Origin of the sequence: Methylocystis sp. JAN1, assembly GCF_052186135.1 — a bacterium.
Taxonomy (GTDB): domain Bacteria; phylum Pseudomonadota; class Alphaproteobacteria; order Rhizobiales; family Beijerinckiaceae; genus Methylocystis.
The window spans coordinates 3,360,485-3,377,994 of the sequence record NZ_CP181499.1; the positions used below are offsets into that span (position 1 = coordinate 3,360,485).

10 protein-coding genes are annotated in these 17,510 nt (G+C 67.1%); 4 read left to right on the forward strand and 6 right to left on the reverse strand.

All coding sequences use genetic code 11. The features are described from left to right. Positions 1–38 precede the first annotated feature (38 nt). Positions 39–974, reverse strand: coding sequence for a hypothetical protein (locus ACNHKD_RS16075; protein ID WP_442754490.1), 936 nt, complete (start codon positions 972–974; stop codon positions 39–41). Positions 975–1,075: 101 nt separating this feature from the next. Here ACNHKD_RS16075 and ACNHKD_RS16080 point away from each other — a divergent pair, with 101 nt between their 5' ends. Beyond that, positions 1,076–1,921 (forward strand): transporter substrate-binding domain-containing protein, encoded by an 846-nt coding sequence (locus ACNHKD_RS16080; protein WP_442754491.1) that lies wholly within the window; start codon positions 1,076–1,078, stop codon positions 1,919–1,921. Positions 1,922–1,959: 38 nt separating this feature from the next. Here the strand turns inward: ACNHKD_RS16080 and ACNHKD_RS16085 are convergent, their stop codons facing one another. Next, a complete protein-coding gene (locus ACNHKD_RS16085; protein ID WP_442754492.1) occupies positions 1,960–2,352 on the reverse strand; it encodes an Hpt domain-containing protein in 393 nt (130 codons plus the stop codon). 273 nt (positions 2,353–2,625) lie between these two features. On the opposite strand from ACNHKD_RS16085, the gene ACNHKD_RS16090 reads away from it, so the two are divergent. Then, positions 2,626–10,212 carry an apolipoprotein acyltransferase gene (locus ACNHKD_RS16090; RefSeq protein WP_442754493.1) on the forward strand — a complete coding sequence of 2,529 codons (7,587 nt, stop codon included), beginning with the start codon at positions 2,626–2,628 and terminating at the stop codon, positions 10,210–10,212. Between the two features lie 244 nt (positions 10,213–10,456). Here the strand turns inward: ACNHKD_RS16090 and ACNHKD_RS16095 are convergent, their stop codons facing one another. After that, positions 10,457–11,986 carry an FAD-dependent oxidoreductase gene (locus ACNHKD_RS16095; RefSeq protein WP_442754494.1) on the reverse strand — a complete coding sequence of 510 codons (1,530 nt, stop codon included), beginning with the start codon at positions 11,984–11,986 and terminating at the stop codon, positions 10,457–10,459. Between the two features lie 359 nt (positions 11,987–12,345). Between ACNHKD_RS16095 and ACNHKD_RS16100 the strand changes: the two genes are divergently transcribed. After that, positions 12,346–13,824 carry an outer membrane beta-barrel protein gene (locus ACNHKD_RS16100; RefSeq protein WP_442754495.1) on the forward strand — a complete coding sequence of 493 codons (1,479 nt, stop codon included), beginning with the start codon at positions 12,346–12,348 and terminating at the stop codon, positions 13,822–13,824. Positions 13,825–13,898: 74 nt separating this feature from the next. Here ACNHKD_RS16100 and ACNHKD_RS16105 read toward each other — a convergent pair whose 3' ends face one another. The 3 genes from ACNHKD_RS16105 to ACNHKD_RS16115 all read right to left on the reverse strand — a co-directional run bounded on the left by ACNHKD_RS16105 (position 13,899) and on the right by ACNHKD_RS16115 (position 16,101). Next, positions 13,899–14,153, reverse strand: a complete 255-nt coding sequence (locus tag ACNHKD_RS16105) for a hypothetical protein (RefSeq protein ID WP_442754496.1) — start codon at positions 14,151–14,153, stop codon at positions 13,899–13,901. Positions 14,154–14,403: 250 nt separating this feature from the next. Continuing rightward, on the reverse strand, positions 14,404–15,390 hold the full coding sequence (locus ACNHKD_RS16110) for a hypothetical protein (RefSeq protein ID WP_442754497.1): 987 nt from the start codon (positions 15,388–15,390) through the stop codon (positions 14,404–14,406). A gap of 9 nt (positions 15,391–15,399) precedes the next feature. After that, positions 15,400–16,101 (reverse strand): aldolase/citrate lyase family protein, encoded by a 702-nt coding sequence (locus tag ACNHKD_RS16115; RefSeq protein ID WP_442754498.1) that lies wholly within the window; start codon positions 16,099–16,101, stop codon positions 15,400–15,402. Positions 16,102–16,208: 107 nt separating this feature from the next. Here ACNHKD_RS16115 and ACNHKD_RS16120 point away from each other — a divergent pair, with 107 nt between their 5' ends. Beyond that, entirely contained in the window at positions 16,209–17,459 is a 1,251-nt protein-coding gene (locus ACNHKD_RS16120; protein WP_442754499.1) for a DUF2336 domain-containing protein, read from the forward strand. The last annotated feature ends 51 nt before the right edge of the window (positions 17,460–17,510 follow it).

The window sequence follows — 17,510 nt, forward strand, 5'->3', positions numbered from 1 at the left end:
CAACGTGGGACAGGATAGCGGTGGGACGGCCGAACAGCTTATATTAGCTTGGTGCGTTTGCTCCATAATACCGGATAGTCGAAACGGTCGATGGCGCGCGCGAGCTGGCGCGCCACCGCAGCCTCCTTGTAAAGCGCGACGACGACCGTATAGACCGGCAGCCGCGCATCCTCGATCAAGGCGGGCGGCGCCTCCGCCTTGAAGCTGGCGGCGCAGGCGGCGAGGCGGAGAAAGACGCTCGAAAGAAAAGCCGCCGCGAGGATGAAGGCCGCGGAAAGGCTCGCCGCCTCGAACGGCGCGAAAAGACAGGCGACAAGGCCCAGGAGAACCGCCGCAGACAGCGCAAGCGGCGCCCGTCGCAGGGAGCCGCGCACGCAAAGATCCTTGTCCACGCGCTCGGCCGAGAAGCTTGCGGCGCGCGCGACCTCCGGCGGGTAGGCCTCCCGCAACGCAGCGAGAAAACGCGTGCGCGTCGTCACGGCGAAGAGCGGCCGTCCCTTCGACGCGCGGGCGACGCTCATCAGACGGAAGATTTCCGTTCCCGTCGGCGCGAAGAGCCAGCGCAGCCCGTTTTTCCCTTCCCGCAGCGCCGCATAGCCCTGGCTCGCCGTCGCGAAGGCGCCCGGCGCGAGGTCGATGTCCGCGTCGACGAAACGCACGCGCAGATAATCCGCAAGCGCGCGATAAAACACGTCCTCGGCGACGATGCCCTCGGCGAGCAGCGCCGCGTCGGCGGAAACGCCCTGCCGGCGCGCGACCGAGGTCGCGTAATTCAGCGCCTCGATGGGGACGCCGTAATTGAGCAGAAACGCGATTTCAACCGGCGGCGGGCGCGCCGCGCCGCCCCGGCCGGTCGCGACGCGGCGCGCGGAGAGCGAGGGATCGGCCTTGCCGCGCTGACGCGGGGCGCGCGCCTCCTCCTTCGCGCGGGAGGAGGGATCGACAGGAAAAGGGTCGACCGACGCCATGCTCATGAACTAAAACTCTATGAACGGAATTGCTCGGGCTTGACTATTCACTCTCGCCGGCGATTTCGCAACAGCTTCCTCGCCCGACTCACCCATCGGGAGCGTCCGTGCCTCGATTTCCCCTGAGCGCCCTCGCCGCCGGTCTCGCCCTCCTCGTCTTCGCCGATCCGGCGCCGGGCGCGACGTCGGCCGCCGCCCCGCCGTCCTTCTTCGACCCGCAACATTCGCTGCAGAAGCCCGATCTCTCGCGCATCAGGCAGATCCGATTCCTGACGGAAGATGACTTTCCGCCCTTCAATTTTTTGCTGGGCGACGGCCAGCTCGCGGGCTTCAACGTCGACCTCGCGCGCGCCATCTGCGCCGAGCTCGACGTCCCTTGCAGCATTCAGCGGCGCAAATGGGAGCTGCTCATCCCCTCGCTCAACGACAATAGCGGCGACGCCGTCATCGCCTCGCTCGCGATCAACGACGAGACGCGGAGGCAGGCGGATTTCACCGCCCCCTACTTCCTGACTCCCGGCCGCTTCGCGATGCTCACCGACACGACGCTGCCGGCGGCGACGCCCGAGGCGGTCGCCGACCGCAAGGTCGCGGTCGTGGCCGGCTCGCGCCACGAGGCCTTTCTCAAGGCGTTCTATCCGCAGGCGGAGCGCGTGACCTTCGAAACCCCGGCGCTGGCCCGCAACGCGCTCAAATACGGCAAGGTGTCGGCGCATTTCGGCGACGCGGTGAGCCTTTCCTTCTGGCTCAACGGCGCCGAGGCGGCGGGATGCTGCAGCTTCAAGGACGGGCCCTTCACCGACCCGCGCTACTTCGGCGAGGGTATCGGCGTCGCCGTGAAAAAGGGCAACGATCCCCTGCGGCGCGCGCTCGACTACGCGCTGGCCCGTCTCGACCGGCGGGGCGTCTTCGCCGAACTCTATCTGAAGTATTTTCCGATCGGGCCTTTCTAGATCACGCTGCGCTCGGGCGCTTTCAAAGCGCAGCGTGATCAGGCCCGCTCGCAGAGATCCGCGATCGCCGCGCGGACCGTCGAGAGCGCCGCGACGAGCCTCTCGCGGAGCGCGGATTCGTCGCTTCCACCGCGCAAGGCGGCCTCATAGGCTTCCGCCGCGTCGCCCAAGGCGAAGGCGCCGATCGCCCGCGCGGAACCTTTCAGCGTATGCGCAAGATCCGCCCGGGAGCCGTCGCACGCGCCAGACTGAGAGAGCCGCGCCGAGAACTGCTCGGCCTGGCGATCGAAAAGCGTCAGGAGCTCCATCTCAAGCGAATGATCGCCAAATGTCTGGCGGGAAAGATGAACGAGATCGAGGATCGGCGCCGCGCCCCCGTCGCCGACGTCGCGGCCCTGTCGCTCATGGTTAACAGGCGCAGCCTCGGCCATTTCGATTCTCCAGTCTCGCGCAAGGAAGCGTCCGCCCCTGAAATCGCCGCGCTTACAAGGCTATGTGGCGAGCGCAGCCGCGCCGTCGAGCCTTTCCCGCAAGAAGACTCGCGCCGACTTCTGAAGGTCGCGTTAACGAAGTTTAGGATTACGGCCCGAGCCCGTGTTTCAATTGCACGGCATGGGCTGTAAGATTTGGTTAATCCTTTGGGCGCCCGCACCTTCGGGCGCGTAGGGAGCGGTGCGCCTTGTCGCCGCTCGGAGAGTTACGCGATGTCGAAATCTGGCAAGATTCAGGACGCGGCCTCCGCCGCTCTTTCCGCGATCGAGGAGGCGCTCGACCTTGGCGCGCCCCCCGCCGCGGAAGGCGGCGCTCCGAAGACGGAGGAGCCGGATCCGGCGTCTTCGGTCTCGGAATCCGTCGCGATGAATATGAGCCGGGCCATGTCGCACAAGGTCGAGGCGCGAGAAGCGCCGAAGCCGCCGCCGCTCATGCCGCCGACGGTCTCGCCGGCAAACGACGATCGCCGCACGGTTGGCGAACTGCGCGCCGCGCTGCAGATCGCGCCGAACCGCAGCATTATGGCGATGACGTTCGCCTCGATCGCGCTGTGGGCGGTTTGTTGGATTCTCTATGTGTTTTTCCATCAGGGCGAGATTGTCGACGCCGACGGCTCCTTCCTCGCGCCCAAGCCGGTCCTGACCATCGCGGCGCTCGTCGGCCCGACGGTCTTTCTCTTCATCACGGGCCTCATGGCGCGCCGCGCTCATGAAATGCGGCTCATCGCGAACTCGATGACCGAGGTCGCCATCCGGCTGATCGAGCCCGAAACCATCGCCACGGAACAGGTCGTCTCCCTCTCGCAGGCCATCCGCCGCGAAGCCGCGTCGATGGGCGACGGCATCGAGCGCGCTCTGGCCCGCGCCGGCGAGCTCGAAGTGATCGTGCGCACCGAGGTCACCAATCTCGAACGCTCCTATACGGAAAACGAGCGCCGCATCCGCCTGCTGATCGACGAGTTGACCCGCGAACGCGAGGCGATCGTCGTCAACGCGGACAACGCCCGCTCGTCGCTCCTCGGCGCGCGAGACGCGTTGTCTCAGGAACTCGCCGCCACTTCCGCGCATCTCGCGGAAGCCGTGAGCGACGCCGGAGCCCGCGTCACCTCCTCGCTCGGCACGAAAGGCGAGGAGATCAAGCTGGCGCTCGAAACGGCCGGCGACAATTTCGAGTCCACGCTCGCTTCGCATGGCGACCGCGTCGTGGGCGTCCTCACGCAGACGGGCGACGCCGTCGCGCAACAGATCGCGGGCGCGAGCGAAGACGTGTCGCGGCGCTTCACCGACGGCGTCTCAGAGGTCGGGAGCAAGCTGCAAACCGCCAGCGAGGCGCTCGCCGTGGATTTCGGCGTGCGCGGCGCGACGATCCTCGAGCGCTTCGAAGAGCTCGGCGCAAGCTTCGCCGACTCCATCGCCGGCCAGGGCGATCGTCTGATCGTGCGCCTCGCCGAGACTGGCGGCGTGATCAACGAGGCGATTTCCACCCATGGCGGCGCGCTCGACAAGTCGCTCGCCGAGACGACGAACCGTTTGACGACCAGCGTCGCCGAACAGGTGGAGGCGGCCAAGGCCACTTTCGAAAGCGCGGAGAACCGGCTCCTGGGCCTGATGGAGGAAACCAACCTCAAGGCGCATCAGGAATTCGAGGAGCGCGGCAAGGCGATCCACGAAACCCTCGCGCGCAGCATGAGCGAAACGGCCTCCTCCCTCGTCGAGCAGGCCGACACGCTGCAAGAGCGCTTCGTCAATCTGGCGAGCGACGCGGTTTCGGCGCTCGGTTCGCACAGCGACCGGGTGAACGAAACGCTCGCCGAGCGCCTCGACAATTTCGAGCGCATGGTGCTCAAGCGCGGCGAGGACATGATCGAACGCGTGACCGAGCGCGGCGGCCAGTTCGAGGCGACGCTCGCCGAACGGCTCGCGGCCTTCGAGGATACGGTCGTGAAGAACAGCGCCGACGCGGCGCTGCGCGTCGCCGAACATGGCGACCGCGTCACGACCGCGCTGAGCGAGGGCCTCGCCGTTTTCGAGGAAACCTTCACCCGCCAGGGCGAGGAGATGGCCGCCCGCATCGCCGACCATACGCAGAAAACATCCGCCGAGCTCACCGAACGCCTGGGCGATTTCGAGAACGTCTTCGCCAAGCGCGGCGACGAGCTGGCGGCCCGCGTCGCCGAACATGGCGACCGCGCGACGAATACGCTGACCTCGCGTCTGGCCGAATTCCAGGAAGCGCTGGCCCGCGGCGCGCAGGACGCCGCCGCGCGCGTCGTCGAACAAGGGGAATTCGCCGCGACGACCGTGAGCGGCCGTCTCGCCGCCTTCGAGGACACGGTGGCGCAGCGCAGCGACGAGGTCGCCGCGCGCGTGGCCGAACACAGCGAACGCGCGAGCGCGACGCTCGCCGACCGTATCGCCGCTTTTGAAAACGCGATGCTCGCGCAGACCGAGAGCGTCGCGGGGCGCGTCGCGGAAACGGGCGAACGCGCGGCGAATGGAATCGCCGAACAGATGGAGGCGTTCGAGTCCGCCGTCGCCGCGAGGAGCGAAAACGTCGCGGCGCGCCTGACCGAGCATAGCGAACGCGCGACCTCGACATTGACCGGGCAGCTCGCCAGTTTCGAAGCCGCTGTCGCGCAGCGGGGCGAGGAGCTGACCGCGCGAGTCGTCGAGCATGGCTACCGTTCGAGCACGAAACTGACAGAGCATCTCGCCGCCTTCCAGGACGCGATCGCGTCGCAGACCGAGCAGGTCGCGAGCCGCGTTGCGGAAGAAAGCGTCAAGGCGACCGGCGCGCTGGCGCATCATGTCGAGGCCTTCGAGGCCGCCGTCGCGCAGCGCGGCGAGGAGATCGCCGCCCGCGTGGCGGAACATGGCGACCGCGCGCTGGCCAATCTTTCCGTCGGCCTCGCCGCCTTCGAGGACGCGGTTCTCCAGCGCAGCGAAACCGTCGCCGCCCGCCTCACCGAGCAGGGCGTCCGCGCCACTTCCGAAGTCGTGCAGCAGATCGCGGCCTTCGAGGCCGCCGTCGCGCGCCACAGCGCCGACGTCTCGGCCCGTGTCGCCGAACATGGCGACCGCGCCACGGCGATCCTCACGGATCGCCTCGCGGCTTTCGAGGAGACCTTCACGCAGCGCGGCGCTGACGTCGCCGCCCGCGTCGTCACCGAGGGCGAGCGCGCCGCCGAGCTGGTCGCGGACAGGCTCGCGGCTTTCGAAGGGGCGGTCGTCGAACATGGCGAGCAACTGTCGAACCGCGTTTCCGAACACGGAGATCGCGCCCGCAATCTGCTTTTGGAGCGCCTCGCGGCCTTCGAGGAAAGCGTCGCGCGCCACGCCAAGGACATCGCCGATATGGTCGCGCTCCATGGCGACGCCGCGACCACGGACCTCACCAAGCAGATCGCCGCGTTCGAGGAGACGGTCACGCGCAGCCGCGACGAGGTCGCCGCGCTTGTCGCAACGCATGGAGAGCAGGCGACGACCGAGCTCACGCGCCAGATCGCGGCCCTCGAAGAAACAGTCTCCCGCAGCAGCGCGGAAGTCGCCGATCTTGTTTCTTCCCACGGCGAACGCGCGACGGCGGAACTCTCCCGCCAGATCGCCGCTCTTGAAGAGACGGTCGCCAAAAAGAGCGAGGAGGCCGCGTCTCGGGTGTCCGAACATGGCGACCGCGCGCTGACCAATCTCTCGCTCGGCCTCGCCTCCTTCGAGGACGCGATCCTCCGCCAGAGCGAAGCCGTCGCGGCGCGCGTCGCGCAGCATGGCGAGCAGGCCGCGGCCGCGGTCAATGAAGGCATCTCCGCCTTCGCCGAGGCCGTCGCCCGCCACAGCGGCGAAGCCGCCGCGCGCGTCGCGTCGAAGAGCGAGGAAATCAACGCCGCCTTCGCTCAGGGCCTCGCTTCTTTCGAGGACACCTTTCTGCGCCAGGGCGAGGAGATCGCCCAGAAGGTGCTCGAGCAGACCACGGCGACGGGCGAGGATCTCTCGGGGCGCCTGCAGGCTTTCGAAAACGCCGTGCAACAACTCAACGCCGAGACCGCGCGCCGAATCGAGGAAGAGAGCGCCCGCATGTCCGGCACGCTGACCACGGGCGTCGGCGCCTTCGAGTCGTCGGTGCGCCGCCACAGCGAAAATGTCGCCGCCCTCGTCGCGGAGCACGCCAAGCGCGTCGACGAATTGCTCGGCGAGCGCATGGCCGCGCTTGAAAGCGCCGGCATGGCTGTCGCCCATACGATGGAGGAGACGCGCGAGCGCGCCCTGCAGGAGCTCGAAACGAGCAGCGTGTCCCTGCGCGAGACCCTTCAGCGCAGCGTCGCGGAAGCCACGGCGGCCCTCGCCCAGAACTCCGAGACCATGCAGGATCGCTTCGCCACGACTGCGGGCGACGCCGTGGTCGCCCTCGCCACTCAGGGCGAGCGTCTCAACGAAGCGCTCGCCGAGCGTCTCGTGGCGTTCGAGGGCTCCGTGCTGGAACAGGGCAAGGAAGTGGTGGTCTCGCTCGCCCAACACGGCGAACGCATCGCCACGACGCTGGGCGCCCAGCTCGACCAGTTCGAAAACGCGTTGCTGCGCGACGGCTCGGCGATCGCAGACCGCGTCGCCCAGCACGCCTCGCAGCTCAGCAGCGAGGTCGCCCAGCGCCTGAACATCATCGAAGAAGTGATCGGCGGCCGCGGCGGCGAGCTGGTGCAGAACCTCGCGCAGCGCACCGAGGACGCCGACGCCCGCATCGGCGCGCAGGCCGAGCGTTTCGTCGCGAGCGTCGACGACCGCATCAATGCGATCGACCAGTCCCTCGCCTCTCATGGCGGCGCGCTCGCCGACCGCATCGCCGCGCAGGCCGATCAGTTCGCCTCGCGCATCGGCGACAATTCACGCCATTTCGCGCAGGAGATCGACGCGCGCCTCTCCGCTCTCGACGACGCGGTGTCGCTGCGCGGCGCGGCGCTCGTGGAGCAGATCGCGGCGCAGACCAACCAGTTCGCCGACCGCATCGGCGCGAGCGCGCAGCAGCTTTCGGCCGAACTGCAGAACCGGATGGGCGCGATTGACGAGACGGTGAACGCCCGTGGCGGCGCGCTGGTCGGCAAGCTCGCCGAGCAGGCCGACCGGATCGCTTCGCGCATCGACGAACGCTCGTACGAACTTTACGCCTCGCTCGACGCGAAGCTCGAGGCGATCGACCGGACGATGAACGCCCAGGGCGGCGTCTTCGTCGACAAGCTCGCCGAGCAGGTCGATCAGTTCGCCGCGCGGATCGGCGACAATTCTCGTCATTTCGCGCATGAAATCGACACGCGTCTCGAAACGATCGACGACGCGATCTCGGTGCGGGGCGGCAAGCTCGTGAGCGAACTCGACGCGACCACCGTCTCGGCCTTCACGCGCCTGAGCGAGCAGGTCGGCAAGCTGGCGAGCGAGGTCAACGCCAAGCTCGACGCCATCGACCACACGATCGGCGATAAGGGCGAGCGGCTGGTCGAAAAGCTCGGCGCGCGCGCGGACGACATCGCCGCGGTCATGTCGAGCAAGATCGAAGCCTTCGAGACTGTCAGCGACGCCCGCACGCGCGAAGCGGCGCGGCGGATCGAGGAGTTCGTCCGGCACATGGACGCCGGCCTTGGAGCCGGCGGGCAGAAGCTGCAGGAGTCTCTCGCCAGTCACGCGCTCGAAGTCGCCCGCGTCATGGGCGAAGGCGGCCGCGAGGTCGCGCAAACGCTCGACGCCAAGCTCAAGGACGTCGATTCCGTGCTGCTCAACCGCTCCTCCGAACTCGCGGCGACGCTCGCCTCCAAGGCTGCGGAAATCAACGAGACGCTCGGCGGACGCGCGAAGGATCTCGCCGAAACGCTGGACGGTCGCATCGAACTTTTTGAAAAGAACGTGGTCGAGCGCCTTGGCTCGGTGTCGACGGAGATCGACGAGCGCGGCCGCAACGTCATCGAGTCGATCAGCGCGCGCCTGCAGGACATCAACCACGTCCTCGCCGACGCCCGCCGCGAACTCGACACGACGATGCACGCCCGCACCGGCGATCTCGGCCAGGCGCTCACACAACGCGTGGAAGAGATCAGCGGCGCGCTGGAGTCGCGTCTGTCGCAACTCCAGACGGCGCTGGACGAGCGGCTCGCGCAAATTCAGACGACCTTCGGAGAACGCGGCGGCGTGGTCACGAACGAGCTCGCCAGCGTCGGCGAGCTGATCGCCAAGACGATCGAGACGCGCGGCGCGGCCATTGTCCGTCACATCGGCGACAAGCGCGAGGAGCTGTCGCAGGCGATCGAGGACTCCACGGCGTCGCTCACGCAGGCGCTCGACGCGGGAGCGCGGACCTCGATCGGCGCGCTCGTCGCGATGAACGACAAGATCCGCGCGGAGCTGCCGACCCTGCTCGACAAGCTCGGACAGACCAATGCCTCGCTGCACAGCATCATCGACAAGACCGGCGGCAATCTCGTCAATCTGGAGCGCGAGCTGGGCACGCGCCTCACCGAGTTCCAGGAGGCCATCCGCGTCGTTTCCGGTCAGGTCCAGCAAATCAGCGACGTCGCTGGCGGAACGATCGACAACGCCCACGCTATCGCCGACGCGCTCGGCGAGCGCCAGCACGAGCTGGCGCAAAGCGCGGCGCAGCTCGCGCAGAGCCAGCAGGCGCTCGACGCCGTCTTCGAAGCCCGCCGCAACACGCTCGAGAACCTGGTCTCGCACGTCGAGGGCAAGCGCGCCGAGGTCGAGGGCGCGCTGACGAGCTTCGCCCAGCGCATGGAGGACACGTTCCGCTCGATCGAAAATCGTTCGAGCGACATCAGCGGCGCCCTCTCGGCCACCACCGAAGAGACGGCGAACATGGTCGAGGCGCGCTTCGCGCATATCCGTTCGGCGGCGGAAGGCCAGCGCACCGACACCGAAAAGGCGCTGCGCGCCGCCTTCACCCAGGCGAATGAGGAAATCAACCGTCTCTTCAACGACGCGAGCGCGCGCTTCCAATCGACGGCGGAAGAAATCCGCGGCCTCTCGCGCGAGATCCATCGAGAGCTGGAGAGCACCCGCGAAGAGGTGCGTCGCGGCGCGACCGAGCTGCCGCGCGAGACTGCCGAGCAGGCGGCGGCGCTGCGCCGCGTCGTGGGCGATCAGGTCAAGGCCCTGAACGAGCTGACCGACATCGTCGCGCGCTCGGGCCGCGTCTACGACATCGCGGAACAGGCGCCGCCCGCCGCTCGACGCGTCTTCGAGCCGGCCTCTCGCGCCGAGCAGCCGAAGCCGCGTCTCGCCGCGGCTCCGCCGCCGCCCGCCCCGGCTCCCGCGCCACGCGCCGCCGAGCCCGCGCGCGAACCGCAGGGCGGTTGGCTGAGCGATCTCCTCGCCCGCGCCTCGCGTGACGAGCCGCAAACGGCTGGGCCGGCGGTGCAGCCGTCGCCGCAGGTCCCGCCGGCCCGCGCGCCGCGCCAGGGCAATGCCGGCGGTCTCGACAGTCTCACGCTCGATATCGCCCGCATGGTCGACAACGCCGCGGTCGCGGAGCTATGGCGCCGCTATCAGCGCGGCGAGAAAGGCGGACTCTTCGGCCGCCGTCTCTACACCGCGCAGGGCCATCAAACCTTCGAGGAAATCCGCCGCCGCTACCGCATCGATCCCGAGTTCCGCGCGACGGTCGACCACTATGTGCGCCACTTCGAGGATCTTCTCGTCGAGACGAGCCGCGGCGACCGCGACGGCTCCAAGGCGCTCGACCTGCTGACCGGCGACGCCGGCAAGGTCTACACCATGCTCGGCCACGCCGCGGGCCGCTTCGACTGATGGAAAGCGATGTAACGGCGCAGGACTTCCCGGCGCCTTCGGTTTGCCGACAAACCTCCGGGGCGGCCTCATCCCTCGGGACGCGAGCTTCGCTTGCGCCTCGGATGGATGAAGCCTTAAGCGCCTGGCGCCCCTCATGCCGCAAGCTGAGGAACATGCGCAGCGGGCGCCTCGAAGCACGAAGGGGCGCCGCCGCTCCGTCGGTAGTCTGAGGGCGCGGGGACCTCCCCCGCGCCCTTTCCTTTTAAGCCAGCGCGCCCATCGCCTTCTCGAAGGCCTCTTCGGCTTTCAGGCTTTCAAGGTCGCGTCCCAGCGTCGCGACCGCGAGCTTCCGGTCGCCCTTGTAATAGACGACTGTGCAGGCGCCCGAAGCCGGATCGCCCGAAACCTCATGGCGATCCCATCCGGGCGCATGGCCGACATAGCAGACGACCTGATCGTAATGCTGGCTCCAGAAGAACGGCGCGGCGTCGAAGCGCTCCTTCCGGCCGAGCATATTGCGCGCGGCCGTCTGGCCCTGGCGCTCCGCCACGACCCAATGCTCGACGCGGATATTTTCGCCGGTGATCTTGTCCGGCCAGCGGGCGATGTCGCCCGCCGCATAGACGTCGGGCGCGCTCGTCATCAGATATTCGTCGACAAGCACGCCCTTGTCGGTCGCAAGGCCGGCCGCCTCGGCCAGAGCCAGATTGGGCCGCACGCCGACGCCGATAACGACGAAATCCGCCGCAAGCGCGCCGCCCTTTTCGAGGCTCAGACCGCCCTCCCCGATCCGCATCGCCGTGTCTTCGAGATGGAAGACGACGCCGCGAGCCTCATGGAGCTGACGCACATGCGCGCCGAGCTCCGGCCCGAGAATGCGCGCCATGGGGACGGCCTCCGGCGCGACGACATGAACTTCGAGCCCGCGCCCGCGCAACGAGGCCGCGACTTCGAGGCCAATGAAGCTCGCGCCGATGACGGCGACGCGTTTTGCCCCCGCGCTCGCGGCGATGATCCTGTCCGCGTCGGCGATGCTGCGCAGGTAATGGACGTTCGGCCCGTCCGCGCCCGGAATTGGCAGGCGCACGGGCTCGGCGCCGGTCGCGAGCAGCAACGCGTCGAAGGAGACCGCCTCGCCGCCCTCGAGCGTCAACCGCTTGGCGGCGACGTCGAGCGACTCGACCTTTCGGCCGAGGCGCAGCAGCACGCCATTTTCGCGATACCAAGCCGGATCGCGCAAAGGGAGCCATTCGGGCTGGGCGGTTCCGGCGAGATAGTCCTTGGAGAGATTCGGGCGGTCATAGGGCTGCGCCGGATCGACGCCGATCATCTCGATCACGCCGTCATAGCCCTCGGTCCGCAGCGCCTGGGCGGCGGCGAAACCCGCCGCGCCCGCCCCGACGATCGCGACCGACCGCGGCGCCCGCGCCGGCGCCGGCTTAGCCTCGGCGCTCTTGATCCTCTCGCGCGCGTAAATTTTTCCGTCTGCCTGCTCGACCCGCCATCTGGGGAGCGCGTCGAACGCCGGGGCCCGGAGAGCCTCGCCGGAACGCAAGCTGAAACAGGCGTGGTGCCAGGGGCAACGGATCGTGTCGCCGACGACGAGGCCCTCGTCGAGCGGCCCGTGATAATGGCTGCACGCGGCGCCGACGATGAAAACCTCGCCGCACGAGCGGACCATGATCGCGGCTCTGTCCGCCACGCGCCCACGCAACGGCGCGCCCGGCTCAAGAACGTCAAGAGCGACTCCCTGGGCGAAATCCGGCCCTGTTTCTTGTTCATTTCCCGACATACGGCTCCCCTTCACTTTGGACGGTTGCGAACACAACCGTCACCTCGGAAGGTGGGCCTCGAAATTGTCCAGGCAAGCGCCCGGCGCTCCGGATGCAAGGCGAATCAACGCATCACAGCGCGTCAAAGGAGCGATGGGCGAGAGGGCGGTTTGCTTGCCGCGTTGGTTAACAAAGCGGAAAAATTGGCGCGGTTAGACCACTCCAAATTGTGACATTGGCGCCACATCCACGGACACAAATATTCAGAAAGGCCGATTTTGCTCAACGATTGGGCATGTGCGATGCAGTTGAGCTTGAATGAGCGCCTTGCTGCGTTTGAAATCGCTCCAGGTTTCGCCTCCTAACCGGAGTTCCTGGCATGAAGTGGTATTACCTCCCCATTGTGACTGCGGCGTCAATCGCAGCCAGCATGGCCATTGCGGCCGATGTGGCCGCAAAGAAGAAAGCGCCCCCGGCTCCCCCGCCGCCGCCGGCCTGGCTCGATACGGTCACCGTCGACGGCTTCGTCGAGGGCGGCGTCGCCATCAATTTCAACCAGCCCTTCAACAAGCTGAACTGGGGCCATCTCTACACAGACCGCGCCAACTGGCCGACCTTCAACGGCGCTGTGCTGACCGTTCAGCGTCCGCTGGACTCAAAGGCGACGACCTATGACTTCGGCTTCAAGGCGCAGCTCCAGATCGGCGAGGACATGCGGTATAACCACTATACCGGCACCCTCGAATACGCGATTGCCGACCGTACCCAGATCGGCTTCCTGGAGGCGAATCTTCAGGCTCACCTTCCCTGGACGAGCTTTATCTCTCAGGGCGGCATCGACGTGAAAGTCGGTCAGTTCCCGACGTACAATGGCGCCGAAGTCATGTACGCGAAGGACAATCTCTTCTACAGCCACTCCTACATCTTCAATTTCGGGCCCTTCCTCCATACCGGCGCGATGTTCACGACCCACGTTCGCGACTGGCTCGATATTTACACCGGCGTCACAACCGGCGTGAACACCGGCTTCCCGGGATGGCCGGGCGACAACAACAATTCGCCCTCCTTCCACGGCGGCTTCGGCCTCAACCTGCTGGACGGCAATCTGACCATCCTCGGCATCGTCCATCATGGTCCGGAAAACCCGGTTCAGCGCGGCAATCCGTTCCTGCCCTTCGCGCCGTTCCCTGGCGCCTTGGCGCTGACCTGGCCGAACACGCCGCTGGCCTGCGTCTGCGACCCGAACTCCGCAAACCGCACCTTCAGCAACCTCACCACGACCTGGAAGGTGACGGAAAACCTGACGCTCATCACGGATATCGCCTATAACCGCGAGAGCGGCTCGAACCCGATCTCGCAGACCGGCCTGCCGGCGGCGACGATCAATGCGCTGGACGCAAATTTCGGCACCAATCTCGCCGGCGTTCCGCTGAAGCCGCAGGGCGCGGACTCCTACGCCGTCGCGCAATATGCGTCTTACAAGGTCAACGACATCTTCAAGGTCAATGGCCGCGTCGAATATTACCGTGATAACAAGAACTTCTTCGTGGCGGCCTTCCCCGGCTACTACGACGCGATCAACGTTTTCCACGGCTTCCCCTGCTACTCCTGCATCTTCCGTCCGGGCGGACAGGGCACGAGCTATCTCGGCCTGACCGCGGGCGTGACGATCACGCCGGAATTGCCAAAGATGCCGATCATCACGGGCCTGATCATCCGTCCGGAATTCCGCTGGGATACGGCCGTCAACGGCACGACCCCCTTCTTCCGGGGCGTGACGTCCAGCAACCCGCTTGGCCAGAGCCGTTCGCAGGGAATGTTCAACATGGACGTGATCATCCCCTTCTCGCTGCTCTGAGCGACCGAGGACCATTTAGAAAAGAAGCCGGCGACGCAGGTCGCCGGCTTTTTTGTGGGTTGCCGCCAACCGGATCAGCAGCGGCCGCTCCAGTGACGAATGCCTTTTGTGGCCTCAACCGGGCTGTTGGTCGTGAAGCAGCCTCGGCTCTCGGTCGCAGGGGCGGCGGGCGCCGCCATCTCAGGCGCATTGGAATAAGCGTAGAAGTCCTCGGCATGGCGCACAGCCGGCTTGGCGCTCCGGTCGCGCGCCTCGGCGGCGCCAAAAGAGGCGAAAGACAGGCCGGCAGCGAGAGCGAAGAGCGCAATGCGACGGGAAATGGAGATCATGAGCGAGTTTCCCTTGGCGAGCATGATTAGTGAGCAGCCAAAGGGCCGCCTTTTTGTGCAACGAACGATTAGTTCGCGATCACAATGCTTATTTTATAGACAGATTCAGGCCAGCGAAAAAGAGCCAGCGGAGGCCACTTAGGGCAGCCACTCTGGAACCAAAAATACCCGCCAGAGACGGACCATTAATTGATCAGAAATAGTCCAGAAATAATTCCACGCCTGGAAAAGAATGTAGAAACAAGAGCTTTTATTGCGGCTGCTCCTCAGGCGGCGGCGATTCTTCCTTCACGACGACCTCCACGTCGGCGTCCCTGGTGGATTGGACCCGGAACGTATTCTGGTAGGTCTTTCCCTCATGACGGGCGATCGCGACATATTCGCCCTCGGCGAGGACAAGCGAGGGAAAGGCGCCGATCAGTTCGCGAATGACGTCGCCGCCCGGCGTCAGCACGGAAAAGCTGGTGTTGGCGAGCGCCTCGCCGCCCGGCGCCTTGACCAGCTTGAGCGTCATGGTCGCGGCGTGATGCTTCAGCGTCGCCTCGATCAGCTTGCCGGCCGGGACCTTCAGATCCGCGGTGACGACCGAGTTTGTCGCATTGGCGCCACCCTGCGCGCCCTGCCCCGTGTCGAGCAGGGTCGAGACGATGTGATAAGCGCCCTCCGGCAGGCAGATCACGTCGTCGGCCTTGGCGTTGGCCAGCACGAGCTTCGCCTCCGCATTGCCGCGCTCCGGCACATAGATCGAGATCGACAGGCGCTGCGGCGGAATCTTGCTTCCGCCCAACATATCGACGAGCTTGAGGCCTCCGGCGTTGAGCGGCAGGCGCTCGGAGACGCTGTGCCCTTCGACCAGGACCCGGCGGGTCGCCCCGGCAAGCCCGTAGGCCGCATGCACGATATAGGCGCCGTCGGGGAGCGGAATTGTCGGGCTCGCCTCGTCGGATTGCGCGAGGAGCCTGTGCGAGCCGTCGGGCTGAGCCGCCTCTTCAAAAACCCGCCAGACGAGGCCCGAGCGAACAGGTTGGGAATCGTTGACGGCAAGCGTGGCGCTGAGACGCAGCGTCGACATTCCCTCCGTATTCGCGAGGGCGGCGGGCGCCGGCCCGGATTGCTCGGGGCTCGATTGCGGGGACGCCGGATGTCCCCGGCGCGCGTGAGCCTGATCGGCGGTCGCCGCCAGCAACAAAGCGGCGGCGAGAAAAGAGCCGGCCTTGCGGAAATTGGTCTTGGTCATCGTCACGTTCTATGGCGCCGATCGTGGCCTTTTGTCGATCACGCCGGCGAAAGCGCGCTCTATGGCGGCGATTTCGCCGGCCGAACGCGCGACGAGGCCCGAAAACCCCTCCCGCCGCGCTGCTGCACAGCCCGCTTCCGGCGCGGCGGCGTCGAGATCGGGCGCGAGATCGAAGGCCGCGACGCCCGCGGCCGCGGCGCCGAGGACGAGAAGCGCGCGGGCGATCCGCCGCGCCTCGCCGCGCGGCGAGGAATCGTCCATGGCCAGCCCGGCAAGCCGCGCCGACGCGCCGTGATAATCGCCCAAGGCGAAAATGCCGGCCGGCGTCTGAGCCGCGAGCGCGACGATCTTCACGAAGCCCGCCGGAAGCCCCGCTTCCGCCTCCCGGACAGACAGCTTGGCGGCGATCTGCTGGATATGCGCGCGCCCCTCGCAGGCTTCAAGAAAGACGCCGTCGAAATAAGGAGAAACCAGCGCCGCCAGATCGGCGTCGACAAGCTCGCTCGAGGCCGGCGCGATCTGCGCGAAAATTCGTGGGCGCTCCTTCAGCTCCCCCGCGCTTTCGATGGCGTCGCGCACGGACGCCCGGGCGGCGTCTCGCTCACGCGCCCCGCGCCCTCCGAGACGGAGCAACAGGGCGGAGGCCCCGCTCGCGAGCGCGCTCGCCATCACGCCGCGCGCATCGGCCTCAACTATCAAAATAGAGCGCATCTCACGTCGTCTCTTAAGCGCGGTCGCGCGTCCTTAAGGCAGAATTTACCATAAATCGCCATAATCCTTTCAGGTAAGCCGCTGCGTTAACGGAGGTCGAGCGTCCCATGATTGTGCGTCATTTCCTGTCCTGGGCGCAGACGGCCAATGCGGCGCAACGCGCGGAAGGCGCCGGCGCGCTGGCGCGCGCCTATCTTTATTCCGCGCTGGACGTCCAGGAGCGGCGCGACACGGAAATCGCGCTGATGTCGCTTCTCGACGATCCCTCGCCGCTGGTGCGCCGCGCGCTCTCCGACAATTTTGCAAGCGCCGTCGACGCGCCGCACGCCCTCGTCGCGGCCCTCGCAAGCGATCAATCCGACGTGGCGGCCCCCGTTTTGTCACGTTCGCCGCTCCTCACCGAGGCGGAGCTCATCGACTGCGCCGCCATCGGCGACGCTTTCGCGCAGAGCGCGATCGCATTGCGGGCGCGCGTTCCCGCCGGAGTCTGCGCCGCGCTCGTCGAGGTGGGCGTTCGCGAGGCGGCGATCTCGCTGGCGGTCAATCCGGGCGCGGATCTTCCCGAATTTTCGATGCGCCGGATGATCGAACGCTTCGGCGACGACGGCGAAATGCGCGAGGCCCTGCTCTCGCGCCCGTGGTTGCCCGCGACGGTGAAAAACGATCTGGTCAACGCGACCGCTGCCGCGCTTTCCGCCTTCGTCGTCGACTGCGGCTGGCTGACCAATGAGCGCGTCGAGCGCCTCTCGCGAGAGGAGCGCGACAAGGCGAATGTCATCATCGTGACGAACGCCGCCGCGCATGACGGCCGCCACGGCGTGCGCGAACTCGTCGCCCATCTGCGCGCCTCGCGGCAACTCACCGCGAGCCTCGTGCTGCGCGCATTGCTTTCCGGCAATCGCGATCTCTTCGAGGCCGCGCTGGTCGAACTGTCCGGGCTGCGCGAGGACAAGGTCGCGGGTCTCGTGCGCGACTTCCGCGGCACCGGCTTCGCCGCCCTCTACGACCGGGCGGGACTGCCTGAAAAATTCCTGCCCGCCTTCCGGGCGGCGCTCGAGGCGCAGCGGGAATATGGCGACGCCCAGGACGGCGAGGCGCGCCTCTCGCTCGTCATGGTCGAGCGCGTGCTCACGGCCTGCGAGGAGATCAATGGCGGCGAGCTCGACAAGCTGATGGCGCTGCTGCGCCGCTTCGAGATGGAAGCCGCGCTGGAGGAGGCCCGCGCCGAGGCCGCTCGCATGGCGGCGGAAGCGAGCGCGCCCGTCGTCGCCTCGCCGGCCGCTCCGACCGTGATCGACACCTCGCCAATCATCGACATGGCGGCGTTCGAAACCGAGCTGATGCGGTTCGCGGCGTAGCGGGTGAATTGACGCGCATGCGACCGCCCGAAATTGCGAGCGAGCAAAACG